This window comes from Pseudomaricurvus alkylphenolicus, assembly GCF_011683955.1.
Taxonomy (GTDB): Bacteria; Pseudomonadota; Gammaproteobacteria; order Pseudomonadales; family Cellvibrionaceae; genus Pseudomaricurvus; species Pseudomaricurvus alkylphenolicus.
Genome location: NZ_JAAQPI010000007.1, coordinates 169213 through 190359, shown reverse-complemented (window position 1 = coordinate 190359; position 21147 = coordinate 169213). Strand labels below are relative to the sequence as shown.

The following is a 21147-nucleotide window of genomic DNA, read 5'->3' as shown; positions in this document are numbered from 1 at the left end:
CTTGAATTAAAAGCGATAGTTTGCGTCCAGGCCGAAGGTGCGGGTGCGGCCCCGGTGCGCGTAGTCAAAGTTAAAGAAATCCTGAAGATCCAACATTGAGGAAATGTACTCCTTGTCAGCCAGATTCTTCACCCAAAGAGCCACCTCCAGATTCTCATCCTGGGACTCGAAGCCGATGCGCAGATTCGACAACCAATAGCCCTCTTGGCGGGTGTTGTCATTGTTAAAAGCATCAAAGTACTGGTCATCGGTGTAACTGGTGTCCAGAGTCAAATACAGATTACCAATATCGAGTTCAGCGAAGCGCCAATTCAACAGTGCATTGAAACTGAATTCGGGAGCATTTATCAGATCGTTGCCTGACAGGTCCTGCCCGCGTAACAATAGCTCATCGTATTCGGCGTCCAGGAATCCGAGCCCCATTCGAAAATCCACATCGGGATGCGGAATGGCAGTGATTTCCAGTTCCGCGCCTTTTACGGTTGACTCATCGGCATTGACGAGTATCTGGAGTAAGCTGGGTGTGACGTCCAGAAACTGTTGGTTTTCATAGCTATAGTAAAAAATAGCCCCGTTAACTCGCAGGCGATTATCCAACAGGTCTGACTTAAAACCGACTTCCCAGGCATCAACCTCTTCGGGGTCGGCAACGGTAATTTCGGTGAGGTCAAAGAATGCCTGTCCATTGAAGGCGCTATTGCGGTAACCGGTTGTAAAACTGATATAAGTGGTGATGTTGTCGGCAATGGCATAGTCCAGGGCAAAGCGCGAGCCCCAATTGCGATCAGTAATCTCTTCCTGATAACCACTGATGGTGGGTAAGGCACCGATTACTTCTCTACCAGTGTTTGGGTCCAGGTAGCCGAGCCAGGCGTTGTAGTCGTCGATTTCGGTCTCGTCTTCGGTAAAACGAACCCCAAGAGTAAAGGATAAGTCTTCACTGAGGTCATAAGTTCCCTGGAAGTACGCTGCCAGGCTCGTCTTTACCTGATCAATTTCGTTGGTCAGACGACAGCCGGTAGCGAAGTCTTCAAAGCAGTCATGCAGGCCGTTGCCGTTGTTGTCACCCGCATATTCATAGTAGGTTCTGATGGCGACGTCGGCTTCAAGATCTTCGCGATGGGCGTAGACGCCCAGCAAAAAGTTAAAATCTCCCTCAAAGCTTGAGGTCAGCCGTAGATCCTGGGCAATAGAGGTGACGTCTGAACCGTAGTCAGAATGCAGAATATCAAAAGGCGAACCATCGGCGTCCTCTTCTGTGATCCACTCACCCGTATCCCAGGATGTGACACTGGTAAGGCTGAGGTATTCGTTGATTTCCCAGTTGAGGGTCAATGACGCGCTGGTATTGTCGATGGCGGTGTAGCTTTGTCGATCCAAGTCGCTGTCAAAATAGTCCAGGCCCGAACGGTCGTAGCCGGTGAAGAATCCGACACCACCTGCACCAATATTCGTGGCAAATACTTCGTGTCCATCTTCTTGTTTACTGCGACTTTTGGAGAGTCTCAGAACGACGTCCAGATTGTCGGTCGGTTCATAACGACCAGTCAGACGAATAGCATAATCGCGAAAGGCACTTGCGTCGTCATGGCCCGCCAGCGAATTTTCCACCCAGCCGTCAGCCTCAGTATAGGTGAACGCAGCACGCGCGCCCATTGCGCTTTCCACGTCAGAAAATTCTACGGCGCCGTGGCTTTCACGACGATTATAGTTACCAATGCCAAAGGCGATATCGCCTCGGGTAACGCCATCAAGCAAAGGCTGCCTGCTGATGATGTTTACCGCACCGCCCGTGGCATTTTTACCATACAGAGTGCCTTGAGGACCGCGCAGAACTTCAATGCGTTCAAGGTCAAATAGTTGCAAAGCCTGCAGAGCGCCTACGCCTTTGTATACCTCATCCACGTACATGGCGATTGGGCTGGATTGATTCTGGCTGAAATCGGACATGGAAACACCGCGAACCGAAAAGGAGGGTTGGCTGTCGGAGTAGGGTGTCGAAACCTGTACATTGGGAATCTGGGCGGCGATCTCAGTGGTGTCGTGAAGTTTTAAGGCTCCCAGTTCGCCGGCAGACAATGCAGATACGGATAAGGGGATGTCCTGAAGGCTTTCCGCCTTTTTCTGTGCGGTAACGATAACCTCTTCGATCGAAAAAGAGTCGCTAGCCGCTACGACCATCGGAAGTAGCGACGAACCGGCGACAAGGCCGGCCAATATATCTGTCTTGTTCATGGGTGCATAGCTCCAGTGTTGTCATGAGGGCCGGTCTGTATATATCCATCGGACTTAACCAACGGGTTTATTATCAAAAATATGTCATTGACCCTAAAAACAGTTTAGGAGTAATTTTCAGGTACAGTCAAGCGTTCTTTTGGTATTGCCAGGCCCTGTGCCTGGCATTCACAATTAGGTCATTGAAATATTTAGAGTTTTTTATTAGCCTTGGGATATAAATCGAATGAATATGTTGATGCAGGAGTAACGATGCCAGGATTGGAAACGGCGGCGGAGGTCGCCAGGAATAAACTGGGGGCCAAGGGGCTACAGCGACGCGCTGAATTGATGGCAGTCGCCAGAGATTTACTGTTAAATGAGGGCGTTGATAATGTCGTATTGCGACAGGTGGCCGCAGCCGCCAACGTCAAGTTGGGCCATCTGCAATACTACTTCCCCACCCGTGATGATCTGCTCGAAGCGCTGTTTTGTGAGGCTTGGGAAGGCGACGAAGCCACAATCCATGAAGGCGCCAGTGCAGAAGATCTGGAAAGCATCATTTCGAATTTGTTGGTTGGTTGGGCGGGGGATCGAGGCAGAATATACCTCGTGCTCACTCTTCGCAGCTTCCACGACCAGCGGTTCTATGAATTGAAGCGGAGAATCTATTTCAAGTTTTACGACGAAATGGTCGTGTTGCTTAAAAAAATCCATCCCGACAGATCGCGGCCAGAACTGTTGCGCAAAGCCAAGATCTTTACTTCCCTGCTTGATGGAGCCATGTTCCAAATGCACTCTGGTGGCGAGGATGAAGTTCGTCGTCAAACCACCCGTTTTCACAGTGACCTCAAAGACGCTGCCATGATGCTGGTGCTCAATTAGACGGCATTTCTTAGAGCTTCTGCGCGCGGCGGACTATTCCTTCTGATGGTTGACTCTGCGCGCTTTCGTCCTCCCGGTTCTCTTCTCGCCAATTAGTCCCAACACCCAATAAGCTCCCGATCAAAGCTTTGTCATATTCAATGTTTAGGAGGCTTGAATCAGACAGGCGCCTAAAATATGTCATTGACATGTTTTGGGCAGGCGCGTAGCCTGAAATAACACTCGATGATCTTTTCAGGAATTTTCACATGGCAAAAATCGTTGTATTTGGTTCCAGGGGCAATATTGGTGGTCACCTGGTGGAGACGCTTTATCCGCAAATGGGACAAGAGCTTCGTCTGATTTCCAGCAGTCAGGAAGGCGTAAGCGACTTGTCAGCACGCTATCCAAATGCTGACACCCGGTATGGGGATCTTTCCTCACCGGAATCCATACAGGCAGCGATTAAGGATGCCGAGCGTGTGTTTGTGATGTATCCCGATTTCGAATTTGATGAGGAGGCATCCACACTTGCCATGATTCAAGCGGTGCGGGATACACCGACGATCAAGCAGGTGGTGCGTTTGCTAGGGGTAGTCTCGCTGGTTGAGGAAGACGATATTCCCCTCAGTTTTCGCCAACAACCTGCCATGCCCTGTTGGGTTCACTTTCGTGGTCGGCAGCTGTGGCGGCAGAGTGGGTTGCCGGTAACCTTTATCAACCCTTGGTCCTGGTATATGCAAAGTCTCCCCTGGCTGGCAGCGCGTGGAGTGGTGGAGCAGGATACATTCTGTTTGCCGTTTTCACACACTTTGCCGTACATCGATACTCGGGATATCTCAGAGGTGGCGGCCAAGGTGCTAACGGAGCCGGTGGAAAAGTATGTCAACGAGGAGTTGGCCCTGACCGGTCACGAAGACGACTGTTTCAGCTTTGAAGAACTCGCCGAGCAATTCAGTGAGCATTTGGAGCGGGAAATATCTTACTCCGGCAGCATTTCATTGTTTGAACAACTGTTGGGTGAGGGTGCTGCCCCTTTGCTTAAATACATTGGTTGGGAGCAGTCTATTGTCAAAGAGTACCGGGCGCATACGGATACGGTAGAGCGTTTGCTGGGGCGGCAGCCACGTCGATTTGCCGATTGGTTACGGCAAACCCGCGAGCAGTTCGCACCGTTAATGGTGGAAGCGGGGTAAGGGCATGAGCAGACAATTGCTTTGGGTTTTGTGCGGTTGGATGCTCTGGGTGGCTTCCGTACAGGGTGAGGATATGTACCGGCTGGGGGAGCGTTTGGTCACTGAGCGCTGTGCCGGCTGTCATCACCCCAGCGGAAACAACGCTGCTGGCAGCCAATTTTCGCGCATCAGCGAACAACGCAAGTCGCCGGAAGGTTGGTTTATGACGGTTGTTCGCATGCAGCGGGAAGGACGTGTTCAACTTACTCAAGACGAACGGCGCAGTGTTGTTAAGTATCTTTCCGATAACTACGGATTGACACCCACGGAAGCGTTACCCTTTCGCCACGCTTTGGAGAAACGCCCCAACAGGGCGGACGTGGCGGAGGATCCGCTGCTGGCGACTATGTGCGCCCGTTGCCATACCCAGGCCCGCTTTCAATTGCAGCGCCGCAGCGAGGAGGAATGGCGTCGTCTGGTGCATTTTCACGTAGGCCAGTTTCCAACGCTGGAGTATGCAGCGGGTTCCCGCGATCGCGATTGGTGGGGTATAGCGACCGGACCGCTGGTTACTCAGCTCACCCAGCAGCTCGGCCTGCAAATGGACAGTTGGAAGCACTGGCAGCAGCAACCATCACCGAACCTCAGCGGCCGCTGGCGTATCGTCGGCCGTCAGCCTGGTCGTGGTGTCTATTACGGTTACGCGGAGATTAGCAAAACCGGCACCGACCAGTACCGGACCAGCTATTCACTGACCGATGCAGCCGGAGTGGAGCATTCCTCGACGTCTTCCGCAGTGATTTACAGCGGTTATGAGTGGCGAGGTGAACGACAACTGAGTGATAAAACTGTACGTGAAGTGTTCGCGGTTTCAGACCAGGGTAATCGACTGCAGGGGCGCTGGTTTTTTCAGGACCATGACGAAACTGGCGGCGATTGGACAGCGGTTCGGGTAGGAACCAGGGCACAGGTTCTGGCGATCTACCCCAATTATCTCAAGGCGGGCAGTCGACAGGAGATGACATTGATCGGTACCGGACTGAAAGGGCCTGTGTCCTTGGGTAAGGGGATATCCGTTACCGTTAAGCAGCGCTCGGAGGACAAGATCGTGATCGATGTGGTCGCCGACCGCAATGTGGAAGCGGGAAGGCGCGAGATTCAGGTAGGCGACATCGCATCCACGCAGCTATCGGTTTACCGCAAACTGGATTCCATCCAGGTCAGACCCGCCCACGCCATTGCCCGCATCGGTGATGGTGGTGGAAAGATTGCACCGGTACCCGTTCAGTTCGAGGCGGTAGGTTTTCTCAACGGAGCCGATGGCCTCGCCGGTACCGAGGACGATATCACTGTGGGACGTTTTCCGGCGCACTGGAGCAGCAGCGACTTCGACGATATTGCCAAAATGCTCCAGGATTCCACCCACGCGGGGCAAATCAACCAGAACGGGTTGTTCCAACCGGCGGCGGCCGGCATTAATCCGGATCGTTACATTCCCACCAACAATATTGGTGTTCTCAATATCCAGGCTGAGTTGGACCAGGGCGATAACACCTTGTCGGCCAATGCCCGTTTGGTGGTAACTGTGCAGCGCTTTATTGACCCCCCCATTCGTTAGCTGGAGATGTTTCATGAGTCAGTATCAATATCATCCGCACAATCTGCATCGGCTTGAACAGGGCGCTCAGTCATTGTTGTTTCATCCTCCCACGCTGGCGCTGTTTCAATCGGATCCGGCCATGGAAAGGCAGCTTCAACAGCTGGGCCAATTCAATGCCGGAGAATGGATTCAGCAGGATCAGCTCGATAAAGAACTGATCGACGACCTCAGAGCATTGCGAATTCTTACGGCAAAGGGAGAGCCGGTGGACTCATCCGATCGGGTTCAACAATTGCTGTTGGATTCCGGCGAATTTCCGTTGTCGACGCTGATACTCAACGTCAATACCGGCTGTAATCTCAGTTGTACCTATTGCTACAAAGAAGATCTTGAGGATGCCAAAAACGGATTGAAGATGGATGTCGGCACCGCGTTTGCCGCAGTTGATCTGTTGATGCGCGAAAATCCGGGAGACAGCCCGGTCAATATTGTGTTTTTCGGCGGCGAGCCATTGACACATTTGCCGCTGATCAAATCCGTCATTGATTACGCCGAACGTGAAGGCGACCAGCGCAGCAAACCGGTCAACTTTTCCATGACCACCAACGCCACCATGCTGACGCCATCGATCATGGATTATCTGGATACCCACAGAGTTGGCTTGACCATCAGCATGGATGGCCCGCAGGCGATCCACGATAAGAACCGTATTACCAGCACCGGCAATGGTACCTACGCCGTTGTACGCAGAAAGGTGGAGCAGTTATTGAGCCGCTATCGTTCACGCCCGGTAGGAGCGCGTGTGACTCTGACTCGGGGAGTGACGGATGTGGTAGGCATTCACCGGCACCTGAAAGAGGAGCTGGGTTTCTTCGAAGTGGGTTTCGCACCGGTAACAGCCGGCGATGTGGCGAACTATAATTTGCCACCCGAGCAATTGGCGCAAGTGTTTGGTGAGATGAGACAGCTGGGAGAGCGCTATGTCGAACAAGCCATTGCCGGGGGTAATATCGGTTTTGGCAATCTGCATCAATTGATCAGCAATCTGCACAACGGATCCAGCAAAGCATTGCCCTGTGCCGCCGGACTGTCGCTACTGGCGGTGGATGGTAATGGCGAATTGAATCTCTGCCATCGTTTTACCGGTTCGGCGTTGCCAACCTTTGGCAATGTGTCAGCAGGCGTCGACAAATCCGCGTTGCGTCAACTCTTGTCCAACGCGCTGGATAAGTCGGATCGCGGTTGTTCAACCTGTTCCATTCGCAACCTCTGCGCCGGTGGTTGCTATCACGAATCTTACACCACTGACGGGGATTTATTTTCGCCGACCTGGCAATACTGCGATCTCCTGCGGGACTGGACGGACTTCGGCATCAGAGCGTATCACCGCATTCTCGATCAATCCCCGGACTATCTGGAACAACACATTATTCAAGGGGTGAACCCATGAAACGACTCAAGCCACTGAACCGTAAAGCGCGGGTAATGGACAACACTCTGCACCAGAAGATGGAGGCCGTGTTCGCAATGCAAGCGGTGGGCGGCTGCACCACCACCACGGATCCCGGATGGGAAGTGGATCCGACCGGTGGCGTGGCAAGCCTGTGTCAGCCAATGGAAGCTGACCTGTATGGCTGTGCAGACCCCTGCTGGTGGCCGGCACAGGTACCCGATGTGATGAGCAGCTATCAAGGCTGGGGTAAAGGCACTGACTCGGCCGAAAAAGGATGGCGTGAACTCGATCAGGTCTATCCAAAACCCAGTAAGTAAAACCCTTTTCGCGGAGTTCCTTATGTTTTTCAACATTCTCTCAACGAATCAACGATCGCTCAGAGTGTTACTGTTCTTGATCTGTTCGTGGGTGATACCCGCTTTTGCGGCCGATGTTCTGCTAACGGCGACACGCCCCAATCTGCTGTACGCTATTGATGGTCAAACCGGCGAAACGCTGAACATTTTAAAGGTACCGGGTCAGACAACCGGTTCCTGGACGCTCTTGCCGTCTCCGGACAATCGCAGAGTTTATCTGACAACGGATAATCACGAGACTGTTCTGGGTTTGGATCTTGCCACCGGGGATACCGTGTTTCGCGCCGAGCTGGGCGAAGGTCTGGTGCAGGCGCGTTCTTTTTATGGCCATGATCTTAACAGTGACGGCAGCCGCCTGTTCGTACAAGTCAACCCGGTTCGCAGGCTGCGGGATCAGATTCAAGTGCTCGATAATGAAGTGCTGGTATTTGATACCGGCGCAGGCCTTAATGCCAAACCTTTGCGACGTTTCAAAGTCCCGCGCCGCATCCAGGGGCTGATGACCTCTGCTGATGATCACTCGTTGTTTTTATTGGGGCGTGACTTTTATCGAGTTGATACTGTCAGCGGAGAATTACTGGAAACGCTGCCGGTGAACGGCTGGCAAATCAAAAATCGCTCTCCTGCGGATATGGGCGGGCACTGGATCAGTTTTGAGAATTCCGGCGTGCATACCCAGGCCCTTTTTTCAGTACATACCGATCGCGACCCTCGTACTCTGGAGGCCTACCAGACTTCCATCGCACAGCTGGATCGTCGCACAGGCAAACTGAAAGTCTTCGACTTTGAATCGACCGCCCACTTGATTTTCGCCACCACCACCAGTGCCAAACGACCGGAGGTCTTTGGTGTCTACAATAGTCTGGTCAAAATCGACAGCGAAGCGGGTCGCACACTGCAACGTGTTCCCCTGGAGGCGACCTACTATGCCGTCAATACCTCTCTTGACGGCGAACGTGTCTATATCGGCGGTGGAGGCTGCAAGGTGGCGGCACATAAGGCGTCAGATCTGAGCCGGATTTGGGGCTACGAACTGCCCGGTTGTGCCGACCAGTCCTTTTCTCACCTCCGGGTAATCAGAGGTGGGAACAAAAAAATAGTTCAAAACTGAATAACATTCAGTTAACATAAGGGATAACCCTAATGCTGAAGCGGTGTCCGCACACCGCTACCGGAGGAATCCCATGCCCCTGCAAGATAACTTTATCGGTATCTGGACACTGAAGGAGTGGTCCGTCACACATTTGGCCAGTGATCAAAAGCACTATCCTTTTGCAGGAAACTGCGCCGGTCATATTATCTACACAGCCGATGGCTGGATCAGTGCGACCTTGATGGATACTCAGCGGCAACCCGTCGAACAGGAGCGTTTCCAATTAATCGGTGCGAAGAACCAACTGCTGAAGAACGAATGGCCCGAGGCCGGAACCGATGCCCAGGAGCTGGTGCGCCGTTACGCGCTGGCCGCCATGGGTTACGTAAGTTACACGGGGCGCTATGTGGTGGAAGGCGATCAGGTCAGGCACCAGGTGCAAGACAGCAATATTCCCCAGTGGCCGGGAGTTACCTTAACGCGGGATTTTGTCTTTGAAGAAGATTGCCTGATCCTGACCGCAGAGCAGGAAGGCTTTCTCGATCAGTTGGTCTGGCAGCGTTAATACACTACACCAGACCAACTCCAAGCGGTTAATTAAGATCAGAGCTCCGCAGAGATAACCACCTTGCCCATATGGCCACCGCTGGCCTGATGGGCGTAGGCATCGGGCGCTTGCTCAAAGCCGAAGCGCGTGTCGATCACGGGTTTCAAATCATGTTGCGCGATAAACTGATTCATGGCTTCAAACATGGATCTCGAACCGACGTATACGCCTTGCAGGCGCACGGCTTTGGCGACCAGGGGTAAGGGATTAACCTGTCCGTCGACACCGGATAACACTCCAATCAGTCCGATCGATCCGCCGGGGGCGACGGCGATCATCGAGTTTTCCAGCGTGCCGGCGCCGCCGACCTCGACCACGTGGTCCGCGCCTTGCTGATTGGTCAGTTCGAGCACCGCCTGACCCCACTGCGGGTTATCGCGATAGTTAATGGTTTGGTCAGCGCCCATTGCCTCAAGCCTGCGAAGTTTGTCATCACTGGAGGAAGTGGCAATCACTTTGGCTCCCGCCGCCTTGGCAAACTGCAGCGCAAACAGAGAGACACCTCCTGTACCCAGCACCAACACTGTTTGGCCGGCTCGCACATTGCCGATTTCAAACAGGCTGTTCCAGGCGGTCACGGCGGCGCAAGGCAGCGTTGCGCCTTCCTCAAAGCTCAGTGAATCGGGCAGTCGCACCAGCCCCTGTTGATCCAGCACGACCTCCTCAGCGAGCACGCCGTCCGTTGGTCCACCCAGGTCAGACCCGAATACACCCGCGTTAAAGGGGCCATCGCGCCAGCTCTGGAAGAAGGTTCCGGCCACGCGATCACCAATCCGCCACTGGTCAACACCTTCTCCCACTTCGATCACTTCCCCGGCGCCGTCAGACAGCGGAACCGTGTCTTTGGACACAGGGCCGCTAAAGTATAGGCCCATGGGAACCACAATATCCCGATAGTTGGTGGACCAGGCTTTCATTTTGACTCTGACCTGTCCGGGACCCATGTCTGGTCCCGGACAGTCGTTGAGTTGCAATTGTGTGAATCCGTCAGTGCATCCTTGTGGAATTGTCCAAGCTTTCATAATGTTGTCCCGTCAATATTCTATTGCTTATAGGGTAGGGTGGATTTACCCACAAGGGGCACAAGAGCCAAAGGCGTAATCCACCAAGAGGTCTGTTGGTTAGGCGACGCATCGCTAATCCACCGTAGGTTCTCGTCTAAAAACGATAGCTGAGATCCAGCCCCATGCGTCTTGGCAAACCCACAGTATAGTAGTCGTAGCCGAATCCGCCCTGCAGGTTGATGGCGTAGGTGGGGTCGTCGTTATCGCCGATATTCTTAATCCAGAGCGCAACGGTCATGCGATCATCGGCGGAATCCCAGGACACTTTAGCATTGCTCATCCAGCCGGCTTCGCCCTTGATTTCATCGTAGTTAAGGTCATCGTTGTAAGCGGAAAACCACTGCTCAGCCGTGTAGGCGGTATCCGCACTGATGCGAAACACGCCGTAGTCGTTGTCAGCGAGGATATAATCGATGGCCAGGTTGAGGTTCAGTTCCGGTGCGTTAAACAGTTCATTGCCACTGAGGTCGATGGTGCCGCCATTGAGGGTGTCTGACAATGTCAGCGATTCGAACTCGGTATCGAGATAACCCAAACCAAGATTGAGGGTCAGGTTGTGGGTCAGTCGTGCGATGACTTCCAACTCCAGCCCCTGAATAAACGAATCTTCGCCGTTCTGCAGAAACTGCTGCACACCAATCACATTCACAAACTGCTGGTCGGTGTAGTCATAGTAAAAGGCGGCACCGTTAATCTGCACCGTGCCATCACGCACAAGCGTTTTAAACCCGAGCTCGTAAGCATCAACAAATTCCGGTGCGGCCACACCGACCTCGTTGGGAGCAAACTGGGCACCGCCGTTAAACGCACTGCTGCGGTAGCCGCGGCTGTAGCTGGCATAAAGCAGGGTGTCCTCGGTGTATTGGTAATCCAAGCTGAGTTTCCCGGTAAACTCGCTATCGTCATAGGATGCGGCGTCTGCGTCAAAGGTAGCAGGAGTAATCAGGTCCAGCACCGGGTTGCGGTCATAGTCTGCCAATTGAGTGTGCAGGTCTTTACCGTTGCCCTCGTCTTCGGTGTAGCGCAATCCTGCCGTCAAGCTGAGCTGGTCGGTCAGGTCGTAGGTGGTGTGCAGATAAACAGCGATGGAATCCCTTTCCTGGGTATAGGTCTGGATGGATGTAAAACCGGTAGTCGCTGCGTTCGGCGTTGGATTGGTAATAAAGTTATTCATCAGGTCGAACGGTATCCCAAGATCGCCCGTGGCGTGGAACATTTCAAAAACGTTTTTGATGTCCATGGTGTCCGTCGCATAGTAGACGCCGGCAATAAAATTAAACGGCCCGTCGAACTGACTGGCGATACGCAGATCCTGGGCAAACTGGGTAACGTCCGCACCCCAATCAATCTGCAGCAGTTGCCAGCCGGCGCCGTCGGTGTCCGCACGGTTGAGGCCAGTGCCTTCCAGGTAGGAGGTAATGGACGTCAGCGTATAGTCCTGCAGATCCCAGTTTACGGTCAGCGTTGTACTCTGGAAGTCGGTACTGTAGGGCTCGGACTTATTGTGGCTGCCCTCCCACTGATCCCATCCGTCCTCGCGGGGGAACTGGCCAATCAGGCTGCCCACCGCATCACTGAATCCATCCCCGGTGGGGACACGTCCCTCGTTGATAACCGCGGTCGTCATACCATCGCTCTCACCGGCCGCATAACGCAGAACCGCGTCCACCTGCTCACCACTGTAGCGCAGGGAGATGCGACCGGCCCAGGTGTCGATGGAGGTCAGGTCGTCGCCACCGGGAAAGTGGTTGTCGTGATGGCCATCGGTCTTGGTATAAGTGTAAGCGGCGCGTATGCCCAGGGTATCTTCCACCAGGACGGTTTCAGCAGCGGCGTCGATATGCTCGCGGCCATAATCACCTACGGTAAGCGTGACCTTGCCGGAAGTCCCTTCCAGGCTCGGGGCACGGGTAATAAAATTAATGGCTCCGCCAGTGGTGTTCTTGCCGTAAAGAGTTCCCTGGGGACCACGAAGCACTTCCACCCGCTCCAGATCGAACAGCGCCATGCCCTGCAGATAATTGGTGCCGATGTAAGCTTCGTCTACATAGACACCCACCGGTGAGGCTTGGTTGGTGTTGTAGTCCGACATGCTCTGGCCGCGGATGGAAAAGATGGGTTGGGTCTCGCCGTAGGGGGAGGACACCTGAAGATTTGGTACCCCGGCGGCGATATCGTTGGCGGTTTCCATCTTGCGATTTTCCAGACTCTCGGCGGTAAAGGCCGAGATGGCCACGGGAATGTCCTGCACGCTCTCGGCACGCTTCTGTGCGGTAACCACGACCTCTTCCAGGGCGAGGCCGGAAGTGCTCTCCTGCGCCAGTGCGGTCATTGATACGGCCAGCGGAGCCAGTGGGATAAGAAGACTGAGGGGTTTTGCCATGGGGGTTAACCGGTTCATGGGCGCTGTCTCTCCGTTGTTTACGGTGTTATTGATTTATGACATCACTCTATCAAGCCGGGGGGCAGGCGTTGATGATCGATGATGACGTTTATTTGTTAACTTGCGACACTCTTCAGGTTGTTGAAAAAGTGTCGCTCTAGCGGGCGGTGTAACCGCCGTCGATGATCAACTCGGCACCCGTCATATAGCGGGATTCATCGCTGGCCAGGAACAGCGCCGCATTGGCGATATCCACGGGCTCACCAAGGGCGCCCAGCGGGATGTTCTGCACAATTCGCTGCTGGAAGGCATGGGCTTCGGCGGCATTGAGGGAATCCATCGCTGAGGACACCATGGGGGTACTGATGTATCCGGGGTGCAGGGAATTCACCCGAATGTTATAACCGCGACTTGCACAGTGCAGGGCCGCCGATTTGGTGAAGACCCGCACAGCTCCCTTGCTGGCGTTGTAGGCGGGCAGCAGGGGTTCACCGATAATGCCCTCTATCGAAGACACGTTGATAATGCTGCCGCCACCGGACTGGGACATAAGCTTGATCGCTTCGCGAGTGCCGAGAAAGACCGCGTCGTTGTTAACGCGGTGGGTTGTTTGCCAGTCCGCCAGACTGGCGTCTTCCACATTGCCGATCAGGGCAATGCCGGCGTTGTTAATCAGCACATTGAGGCTTCCCAGTTGTTCGGCACATTGCTCCAACGCCGTTACCCAGCGTTGTTCATCAGTCACGTCCTGCTCTATGGCGATGGCCGAGTGGCCGCCTGCTCGCAACTCGAAGGCGAGACTCTCAGCGGCATCGGCGTTAATATCGGCCACGGCGACACGCGCTCCCTCGTCGGCCAGCCGTTCGCAAATGGCACGACCGATGCCGGAAGCGGCACCACTCACAAAGACCACTTTATTGGTTAATCGCATCTTGTATTCTCCTGTCATGCGGCGCTCATGCCACCATCCACATTGAACTCCGCGCCGGTGCAATACGCTGAGGCATCGCTGGCCAGAAAACTCACCATACTGGCGATATCCTCGGGCTGGCCGAGCCGCCCCATCGGCGTCATCTGCAGGACCAACGCACGAGCCTGCTCCAGAGTGTCGGCCAGGCCGATATCCACAAAATCCTGAAACGCCTGGTCGCCCATGGCGGTGGCAATTAATCCCGGATGAACGCTGTTGACGCGAATGTTGTAACCGAGGCGGGCAAACTCTACGGCGGCGTGTTTACTGTATAGCCGCACCGCGCCTTTGCTGGCGCCATAGGCACTGTGGCCAGGTACACCCACCAGCCCGGCAACCGAAGAAAGATTGATAATGGAACCGCCTTTGCCTGCAGGGCCACCGGGTTGCATCGCCCGTGCGGCATACTTCATGCCGAGAAAGATCGAATCCACATTGACCTGCTGTACGCGCTGAACATCCTCCAACGCGTTCTCAACCAGCGTGCCGCCGACATAGATACCGGCGTTATTGACCAGCACATCAAGGCCATCGAACCGTCGCAGCGTTTGCTCTATCGCTGCCTGCCATTGATCTTCCCGAGTCACATCAAGCGCGCAAGCCGCCATTTTTGCAGACTCCGGAATCTGGTTGTCCGTGTACAGTTTTTCGATTTGACGGCGACACTGAGCTTCGTCCAGATCACTCAGCATCACGGCGGCCCCCTGTTGCGCCAGCAAACGCGCGCAGGCCAATCCAATGCCGGTGGCGGCGCCGGTAATCAGTACAACCTTTCCTTCAAGAGAGCAGAGTGTTGCCATTGAGCTTTCTCCCATTGATCGAAGCATTGGTTTAAGCCAACAGGTCTGGATTAATCAGTAAGCTTCCACCCTTCAGCGCAAGCAGCTCGTTGCAACCGTCGGCAATCAAACCGGAGCGGGCATCGCGGAACAGTTTCTCCATGGGGTACTCCAGGGTCATACCATTGCCGCCGAACATTTGCAGGGCGTCGCTGGCGACTTCCAATGCGGTTTGAGTGGCGGTGACTTTAGCGGCGGCGGAGCCTTGCAGGGCCGGGCGGGGTGCTGTGGCGTTGTATTCCATCGCGCGACGCACCAACGCCCTGGCGGCCTCGACTTTGCGGAACATATGAAACAGGCGCTGGCGGACCGACTGATGCTGAATAATCGCCACGCCACCCTGACGGCGTTCGTGTGCATATGCCAAGGCGTGCTCATAGGCCGCGCGAGCTACGCCCACAAACATCAGGCCTACGTGCGGGTTAGCCTCCGCCAGGGTTTTTTCCACCAGATCGGCGTAGGTTTCCGGGCCGGCCAACAGGTGTGAAAGGGGCACCTCGACATTGTCGAAATACAGCTCACCCTGATTGAGACAACGGATGCCCAGTTTTTCCAGCGGTTTGCCGCGGCTGACTCCCGGGGCATCCAAAGGAACTATCACACTGATACCCGGTTTTACCTCACCGTCGACTTCGACGTGGCAATAGAGTGCGCATACCTCCGCGGTGGTGGCACCCGACACCCAGGCCGATTTTTGTCCGTTGATAATCACCTTGTCGCCATCGATTCGCGCAACGCAGTTCGGGCGACCATAACGGCCGCCGTTGGCAGCGACGTGAGCCTGGGGGTCGAGCATATCGCTGCCGTGGTCCGGCTCGGTAATGGCCCAACAGCCGCGTTTGCCTTCGCAGTACTCGGCCATTGCCTGGTTGCCGGCAATCAGCGAATACATGACGGGAAAGTGATTCACCAGAATGGCGCCTGCCAAACCGGCGTCGCCCCAAGACAGTTCTTCTGAAGCAATCGCCAACAGGCGCACACGTTCGATGGGTTCCAGCTCCGCCATCGCGGTCAGGCTCAGCCCCAGCCCCTGAGCCTTGTCCAAAACCTCCCACAGGCGCGAACCGGGCGCAATCATCTCCTCGGCGGACAGGCGATCGAGTTCGACGCCTGCGGGTCGCATAACCTCGACGGCAAATCGGTGGGTGGTTTCCTGGATGGCCTTTTCCATTTCGGATAACGGCGGCTCCAGGCCGGACAGTGGTAATTCTTGATATTGACTCATCATTATTCTCCGTAGATGTTAAACATCCGGTAACAAGGCGATTTTTTTCATATGCAGGGTGGTTTTACCCACAAGGGGCGCAAGAGGCGAAGCCGTAATCCACCAAACAATCTGCTGTCATTCCGTTGCCGTTAAAATTCGATCTTTGCCTTCCTCAAAGGCTTCTAACAAAAATCGCTCTTGAGGTTTTTCCGACGCGGTTTTGGGTATCGCCTCAACAAGATGTAAAAAGCTGGGAACAAAGTTACTTTCAAGCTCTTCACGGCAACGGGAATACACTGACTTGGCATCAAAGGAATTGGGGCAGGCGGGAACAATCGCCGCGACCACATCTTTTTCACCGGGTGCTCCGTTTTTGGCGGGCACGCCGTAGACGAATACATCGTCAATATGGGGGTGTTCGGATAGGGTCTTTTCCACAAACGCGGGGTTGATAAAATCACCATTGCGACGGATGCCACCACCTTTGCGATAGTGAAAGAACAGCCAACCGTCCTCATCCACGTGGCCGATATCGCCCATACGCAGCCAGCCACCGGCGGTCTTTTTCTCGGAGGCTTCAGGATTGTTAAAGTACTTCACCACGGGGTCACTGCCGTTGGCGGGTCGGAAACAGATTTCTCCCGCTTCACCGGCTGGGCAAGGCTGATCATTGTCATCCAGTATTTGTAACTGCAGAGACGGTATCGCTTTGCCGCAGCTGCCGATTGGCCCCTCTCCTGGTGGATGTAACGTCATGCCGCCTTCAGCGGCACCATAAAACTCATACACGTCAACGCCGAAACGCTTGCAAAACTTGTCCCAGATTGCCGCGGGCATGCCTGCACTCAAGACACAGCGAACGGGGTTATCCCCATCGTTGTCTTTTACCGGCTCTGCATAAATCGCCGTTGTCATGCCACCCAGCAAATTGAAAAAGGTACACCCGTAATAGCGGGTAATGTCCCACAGGCGCGACTTGGTAAACTGCCGACTGATCACGCCTCGTAGCCCCATACCCAGCGTATTACCCAATGTAACCAGCTGAGCGTTTGCGTGGGTCAGGGACAGGCCGGTGTAGGGCCGGTCACCATCTCTAAGTCCCAGCAGCTCACCCAGTTGAGCTACGTCGCCGAAGCGTCGGTGAGACGATAAGATGGCTTTGGGGTCGCCGGTCGTGCCTGAGGTATAAAGCATCTGCATAGGCGCATCCGGGTCAGTGCTTTGCACATCCAGGTTCGGTGAAGGCACAGATGCAGAAAGAATCTGTCGAACGCAAGGGCGATTGGCTTCAGGGTGTTTCTGGCTAAGGGGACTGATCCATCGCTGAATTGCAGACCCATTGGTCTTGGAGCGCGCTGGCCATACGGCGGCGATTTCCGCGAGTGTCGCATCAGTGGCAAAAACGCCCTTGCACTGGGCGTAGTCCAGCATATATTGCAGTTTGTTACCTTTGGTGCGGGGATCGATGGGCACGAATACGGTACCCAGGATCGAGGAGGCCACCATCAGTTCCACAAACTCCGGATGGTTCGGCATCATGATGGCAAAGGCGTCGCCTTTACCCATACCCTGTTGTTGCAGCCAGTGGGCAAGCTTCTGACCGTTTTCCCAGAGTTGTCGGTAGGTCCGTATTTGGTCGAGGAATTCACCGTTGTTGCCAATGGCAACAAACGTCAGTACATCGCGATCAGGGTCTCTATCGCACCATTGCCGAACCAGGTTGGCGAGGATTAAGGCTGAATCGTTCACATTAATTCTCCAGGGTTAAAATGCTGACGACTGTCGCGGCGGCGTCCAGGTCGATCATGCCGCCGCCGTTATGAGCCAGCGCTGTGCGGGCGCCCTCAACCTGACGGGCACCGGCGCGGCCGCGAAGTTGTTGCGTCAGCTCGACGATTTGACCGGCGCCGGACGCCCCTATGGGGTGGCCCTTGCGCAGCAACCCGCCTGATGTATTGACGGGCAGGCGGCCACCCAGGGTGGTAAAACCTTGCTCCACCCAGGCGCCGCCCTCACCCTTGTCGCAAAGTCCGAGGTATTCATACGCCAGAATTTCCGACGGGGCAGAGGCGTCGTGCAGCTCCACCAGGTCCAGCTCCGTGGGTCCAATACCGGCAGCTTCATAGGCCCTCTGCGCGGCATAGGCGCCCACTTCGGTGGAATCGTCCCAGCCGGACACCAGTGCCGAGGCCCTGACACGAACCCGTGGCGTGTGGAGACGTTTGGCCAAACGCTCGCTGACAATCACCAGCGCTGCAGCCCCGTCACCAATCGGAGAGCACATGGGCAACGTCAATGGATAGACAATCTCCCGAGCGGCCAATACCTCCTCAACACTGAGTTTCTGTCGGAACTGCGCCTTGGGATTCAAGCTCCCATGCAAAGCGTTCTTGGCGGTTACCGCAGCAAACTGCGCCTGGGTGGTGCCGTAGTTGTTCATATGGCTCTGGGCCATCAATGAATAAATATCCATAAACACAGAGCGAGTCTGGCCGGCGTTCTCAGCATCCACCTCAACCCCCGCACGTTTCGCCAGGGCCTCCAGCGCGCCTGACATTCCGTCTGGGTTTTCGGTGTCCACGGCACCGTCAAAGGCGGCAAAGCTGCGGGCTTTGTCTTCGTGAAACAGCTTTTCAAAGCCGCATACCAGGGCGACTTCGTAAACGCCGCTGCTGACCATGGCGCTGGCTTGTTGAAAAGCCGTAGAAGAGGTGGCGCAAGCGTTCTCGACATTGATCACCGGTACTCTGCCGAGGCCCAGCTCGCGCAGGGCGACCTGGCCACTGATCATCTCCTGCCCCTGAACAACACCGCCCGCAGCATTGCCCATATAGGCAACGTCGATGTCGTTGAGTTGCAGTCCGGCATCCTCCAGCGCAGCCACTATGGCTTCGCCAGCCAGGCCCTTTAAGCTGCGTTGCGGATGTTTGCCAAACGGGGTCATACCAACCCCGGCCACATAGGCGTGCATCTTCATATGGGTATTCCTCTTGCGACGCCTTTACTTGGGCAAGTTGGTGTAGCCAAGCTCGTGGAAGACTTCGAGCAGCTCCCGGTGACCAAACGCCACAGCCGGAGATTGGAACCCCGCCGCTTTCAGACGGCCATCAAGCAGGCGTTCGGCGCCCTCCGCGCAAATTTCACCGGTAAAGGTGTAGGGGGCGTTGAGTGAAAGATCGAACTGTGTGGTGACCTGACGACCCTGGCCCCGGCAAACGATTACGGTGCGGTGCAGGTCACGGCTGTCCTTAGGGGGTTCCTCGGAGGTCATCTCCTCGCCAAACTTGTTGGTCAGTTCCTCTTTTTCCTCCTGAGTCATGCCCTTGGATTGTTCGGTGAATGTCTTCACCACCTGCACAACGTTATTGACGATCTCGTCACCAAATGCGGTCAGTACGCGACAGTTGCGCACGCGCTCATCGCGGGAAAACCAAATGGGTTCGCAGGCACCGCCCCAGGGCAGGGCCAGTAATGGCTGCGCCTTGTTGGGTACGGTCACGGTAAAGGCGACATCGTGGGGCCAGCTCTTAAACTCAAATTGCTCCAGGTAGTATTGGGTTTCGGCGTTGCCCTGCATACGCAAAAACGACTTGGTGGAAGCCTCGGAGGGCAGTGCATTGTCAATCTGGTATACGAGATCGACCGTATCAACGCCGGGGCTTTCCAACACTACCTCTGCGGCCAGGGCACCTGCGGCCCACATATAGGAGTTCGCCGGGCACAGCAGCAGGTTTTTCTCGGCAAAGGCGTCGCCATATTTTTCGGCAATGGCGAGCGTCCAATCCTGCTCACCGGTGGTGTCCAAATAGTGGCAGTTCGCCTGTAAACAGGCCTCAACCACCGGCCAGGAAACCTGCATAAACGGTCCGGCAACGTTGATCACTACATCGACTTTTTCGAACCAGGGCAGCAGTTCCTCGACGGTATTATTGGCACTGACGATAGTGGCCGGTACCGCACCGTCGTGGCGCTCCTCGACTATTCTCAAGGCTTCCTCCAGGCGGCTGCGAGTACGACCGGCAAAATAGAATGGCACTTGGCGTTGGGCCAGGCACTCGGCAATCAGCTTTCCGGTATAGCCACTGGCACCGTAAATTAAAACGCGGGGATCTCCTGACATCGTCATCTCTCTCTGGGTTGTTTTCAGTGAGATCACTATAAATTGACCCGAGTCAGGTTCTAATGCTGTAGATCGACAAGAATTTGCGAAATCACGACAGGGGTGGTTACAATCAACGACACAATAATGACGTCATCTAACATGCGGGCGATAGGCAGGCGATGAGAACAGGATGAGAATAGAAAGCAATCACGGTGAACCCCACGCGCTGCGCCACCTGATCTACGGGTTACACCCGTTTATCGGTTGGCTGAAGGAGCAGGGCATAGACTATGAACCCCATCTGCGACAGGCGGAGATTCCCACCGATGCACTGTCCCAGCCTGAGTTCTCCATTACACCCACCCAGGAACTGCGTTTTTACCAGAGCGTCATTCACAGCCTCAATCAACCTCAGTTGGGGTTGAAAATAGGCCCGCTTTACCACCTCTCCAGTTATGGCATGCTGGGCCTGGCGGCCATGACCAGCATTAATCTGAAGCAGTGTTATGAGGTCATTCTCGACAACATTTTACTGACCTGGACCTATTTTAAAGTCAGTGTTTATGACGAAGGCGATTGGGCTTTTGTACAAATGGACCCGGTTCGCGACCTCGGAGAGACGGTACAGTTTATGATAGAGCGCGACCTCAGTGCCGCCTATCGTATTGCTCTGGAGGCTTTGGGCCAGCACTTGCCCCTGCACCAGGTTGAATTCAAACACGCAAAGCCGACATCGACGGAAGCCTACGAAGAGATCTTCCGATGTCCAGCAAAGTTCTCAGCGCCGTTTAACCGCTTTGCCTTTGACAAACAGTGGATCAACTCTCCCCTGCAACAATCCGACCCTGAGACTTCGCGCGTCTTCTCCGGTCAGTGCCAGAAAATTTCCCAAATGCTAAGCAGTCAATACAGTTTTACGGAACTGGTGCGTTATCATTTAATGAATTTTCGTGATCGGGCGCCGACGCTTGACTCGATAGCCAGTATTTTGAATGCCACACCGCGCACGATACAAAGACGCTTGGCAAAAGAGGGCAAAAGCTTTCAGGAGTTACTGGACGATGTGCGCATCAGTGTCTCAACCGAGTACCTCACCACCACCAAACTCACCATTGAAGAGATCGCTGCACGAGTGGGATACAGTGATGCGGCGGCATTCAGTAATGCGTTCAAGCGCTGGAAGGGAGTGTCGCCTTTGGCTTATCGGAAGAGTCACTGAA

Annotated in this window: 17 protein-coding genes; 8 read left to right on the top strand and 9 right to left on the bottom strand. The window is 54.8% G+C overall.

The window, feature by feature from the left end:
• Nucleotides 1-6: 6 nt before the first annotated feature.
• Nucleotides 7-2235 (bottom strand): TonB-dependent receptor, encoded by a 2229-nt coding sequence (locus HBA55_RS18590; protein ID WP_166994540.1) that lies wholly within the window; start codon nucleotides 2233-2235, stop codon nucleotides 7-9.
• A 252-nt stretch (nucleotides 2236-2487) separates the two neighbouring features.
• Between HBA55_RS18590 and HBA55_RS18585 the strand changes: the two genes are divergently transcribed.
• The 7 genes from HBA55_RS18585 to HBA55_RS18555 all read left to right on the top strand — a co-directional run bounded on the left by HBA55_RS18585 (nucleotide 2488) and on the right by HBA55_RS18555 (nucleotide 9320).
• Nucleotides 2488-3099 carry a TetR/AcrR family transcriptional regulator gene (locus HBA55_RS18585; protein WP_166994538.1) on the top strand — a complete coding sequence of 204 codons (612 nt, stop codon included), beginning with the start codon at nucleotides 2488-2490 and terminating at the stop codon, nucleotides 3097-3099.
• Between the two features lie 248 nt (nucleotides 3100-3347).
• Entirely contained in the window at nucleotides 3348-4274 is a 927-nt protein-coding gene (locus HBA55_RS18580; RefSeq protein WP_166994536.1) for an NmrA family NAD(P)-binding protein, read from the top strand.
• Nucleotides 4275-4278: 4 nt separating this feature from the next.
• Nucleotides 4279-5871: a quinohemoprotein amine dehydrogenase subunit alpha gene (peaA, locus tag HBA55_RS18575; protein WP_166994534.1), complete on the top strand. Its 1593-nt coding sequence runs from the start codon at nucleotides 4279-4281 to the stop codon at nucleotides 5869-5871.
• 13 nt (nucleotides 5872-5884) lie between these two features.
• Nucleotides 5885-7303: a quinohemoprotein amine dehydrogenase maturation protein gene (gene peaB, locus HBA55_RS18570; protein ID WP_166994525.1), complete on the top strand. Its 1419-nt coding sequence runs from the start codon at nucleotides 5885-5887 to the stop codon at nucleotides 7301-7303.
• A complete protein-coding gene (qhpC, locus tag HBA55_RS18565; RefSeq protein WP_166994514.1) occupies nucleotides 7300-7623 on the top strand; it encodes a quinohemoprotein amine dehydrogenase subunit gamma in 324 nt (107 codons plus the stop codon). The genes peaB and qhpC overlap by 4 nt, the downstream gene beginning before the upstream one ends.
• A gap of 22 nt (nucleotides 7624-7645) precedes the next feature.
• Nucleotides 7646-8773: a quinohemoprotein amine dehydrogenase subunit beta gene (gene peaD / locus HBA55_RS18560; protein ID WP_166994512.1), complete on the top strand. Its 1128-nt coding sequence runs from the start codon at nucleotides 7646-7648 to the stop codon at nucleotides 8771-8773.
• A gap of 73 nt (nucleotides 8774-8846) precedes the next feature.
• Nucleotides 8847-9320, top strand: a complete 474-nt coding sequence (locus tag HBA55_RS18555; protein WP_166994510.1) for a lipocalin-like domain-containing protein — start codon at nucleotides 8847-8849, stop codon at nucleotides 9318-9320.
• A 38-nt stretch (nucleotides 9321-9358) separates the two neighbouring features.
• On the opposite strand, the gene HBA55_RS18550 is transcribed toward HBA55_RS18555, so the two are convergent.
• The 8 genes from HBA55_RS18550 to HBA55_RS18515 all read right to left on the bottom strand — a co-directional run bounded on the left by HBA55_RS18550 (nucleotide 9359) and on the right by HBA55_RS18515 (nucleotide 19945).
• On the bottom strand, nucleotides 9359-10384 hold the full coding sequence (locus HBA55_RS18550) for a zinc-dependent alcohol dehydrogenase family protein (RefSeq protein WP_166994508.1): 1026 nt from the start codon (nucleotides 10382-10384) through the stop codon (nucleotides 9359-9361).
• 136 nt (nucleotides 10385-10520) lie between these two features.
• A complete protein-coding gene (locus tag HBA55_RS18545) occupies nucleotides 10521-12827 on the bottom strand; it encodes a TonB-dependent receptor (protein WP_166994506.1) in 2307 nt (768 codons plus the stop codon).
• 139 nt (nucleotides 12828-12966) lie between these two features.
• Nucleotides 12967-13740, bottom strand: coding sequence for a glucose 1-dehydrogenase (locus HBA55_RS18540; RefSeq protein WP_166994504.1), 774 nt, complete (start codon nucleotides 13738-13740; stop codon nucleotides 12967-12969).
• 14 nt (nucleotides 13741-13754) lie between these two features.
• Entirely contained in the window at nucleotides 13755-14579 is an 825-nt protein-coding gene (locus HBA55_RS18535; protein WP_166994502.1) for an SDR family NAD(P)-dependent oxidoreductase, read from the bottom strand.
• Between the two features lie 31 nt (nucleotides 14580-14610).
• Nucleotides 14611-15843 carry an acyl-CoA dehydrogenase family protein gene (locus HBA55_RS18530; RefSeq protein ID WP_166994500.1) on the bottom strand — a complete coding sequence of 411 codons (1233 nt, stop codon included), beginning with the start codon at nucleotides 15841-15843 and terminating at the stop codon, nucleotides 14611-14613.
• 117 nt (nucleotides 15844-15960) lie between these two features.
• Complete coding sequence (locus HBA55_RS18525) at nucleotides 15961-17574, bottom strand: AMP-binding protein (RefSeq protein WP_166994498.1); 1614 nt, start codon at nucleotides 17572-17574, stop codon at nucleotides 15961-15963.
• A gap of 1 nt (nucleotide 17575) precedes the next feature.
• Nucleotides 17576-18802, bottom strand: coding sequence for a thiolase family protein (locus tag HBA55_RS18520; RefSeq protein ID WP_166994496.1), 1227 nt, complete (start codon nucleotides 18800-18802; stop codon nucleotides 17576-17578).
• Nucleotides 18803-18826: 24 nt separating this feature from the next.
• On the bottom strand, nucleotides 18827-19945 hold the full coding sequence (locus HBA55_RS18515) for a saccharopine dehydrogenase family protein (protein WP_166994494.1): 1119 nt from the start codon (nucleotides 19943-19945) through the stop codon (nucleotides 18827-18829).
• Between the two features lie 172 nt (nucleotides 19946-20117).
• On the opposite strand from HBA55_RS18515, the gene HBA55_RS18510 reads away from it, so the two are divergent.
• Complete coding sequence (locus HBA55_RS18510; protein ID WP_166994492.1) at nucleotides 20118-21146, top strand: AraC family transcriptional regulator; 1029 nt, start codon at nucleotides 20118-20120, stop codon at nucleotides 21144-21146.
• The last annotated feature ends 1 nt before the right edge of the window (nucleotide 21147 follow it).

Bases quoted from the DNA above. Each gene is read 5' to 3' on its own strand.
- HBA55_RS18590 (WP_166994540.1), bottom strand. From the start codon at position 2,235: ATGAACAAGACAGATATATTGGCCGGCCTTGTCGCCGGTTCGTCGCTA.
- HBA55_RS18585 (WP_166994538.1), top strand. From the start codon at position 2,488: ATGCCAGGATTGGAAACGGCGGCGGAGGTCGCCAGGAATAAACTGGGG.
- HBA55_RS18580 (WP_166994536.1), top strand. From the start codon at position 3,348: ATGGCAAAAATCGTTGTATTTGGTTCCAGGGGCAATATTGGTGGTCAC.
- peaA (WP_166994534.1), top strand. From the start codon at position 4,279: ATGAGCAGACAATTGCTTTGGGTTTTGTGCGGTTGGATGCTCTGGGTG.
- peaB (WP_166994525.1), top strand. From the start codon at position 5,885: ATGAGTCAGTATCAATATCATCCGCACAATCTGCATCGGCTTGAACAG.
- qhpC (WP_166994514.1), top strand. From the start codon at position 7,300: ATGAAACGACTCAAGCCACTGAACCGTAAAGCGCGGGTAATGGACAAC.
- peaD (WP_166994512.1), top strand. From the start codon at position 7,646: ATGTTTTTCAACATTCTCTCAACGAATCAACGATCGCTCAGAGTGTTA.
- HBA55_RS18555 (WP_166994510.1), top strand. From the start codon at position 8,847: ATGCCCCTGCAAGATAACTTTATCGGTATCTGGACACTGAAGGAGTGG.
- HBA55_RS18550 (WP_166994508.1), bottom strand. From the start codon at position 10,384: ATGAAAGCTTGGACAATTCCACAAGGATGCACTGACGGATTCACACAA.
- HBA55_RS18545 (WP_166994506.1), bottom strand. From the start codon at position 12,827: ATGAACCGGTTAACCCCCATGGCAAAACCCCTCAGTCTTCTTATCCCA.
- HBA55_RS18540 (WP_166994504.1), bottom strand. From the start codon at position 13,740: ATGCGATTAACCAATAAAGTGGTCTTTGTGAGTGGTGCCGCTTCCGGC.
- HBA55_RS18535 (WP_166994502.1), bottom strand. From the start codon at position 14,579: ATGGCAACACTCTGCTCTCTTGAAGGAAAGGTTGTACTGATTACCGGC.
- HBA55_RS18530 (WP_166994500.1), bottom strand. From the start codon at position 15,843: ATGAGTCAATATCAAGAATTACCACTGTCCGGCCTGGAGCCGCCGTTA.
- HBA55_RS18520 (WP_166994496.1), bottom strand. From the start codon at position 18,802: ATGAAGATGCACGCCTATGTGGCCGGGGTTGGTATGACCCCGTTTGGC.
- HBA55_RS18515 (WP_166994494.1), bottom strand. From the start codon at position 19,945: ATGTCAGGAGATCCCCGCGTTTTAATTTACGGTGCCAGTGGCTATACC.
- HBA55_RS18510 (WP_166994492.1), top strand. From the start codon at position 20,118: ATGAGAATAGAAAGCAATCACGGTGAACCCCACGCGCTGCGCCACCTG.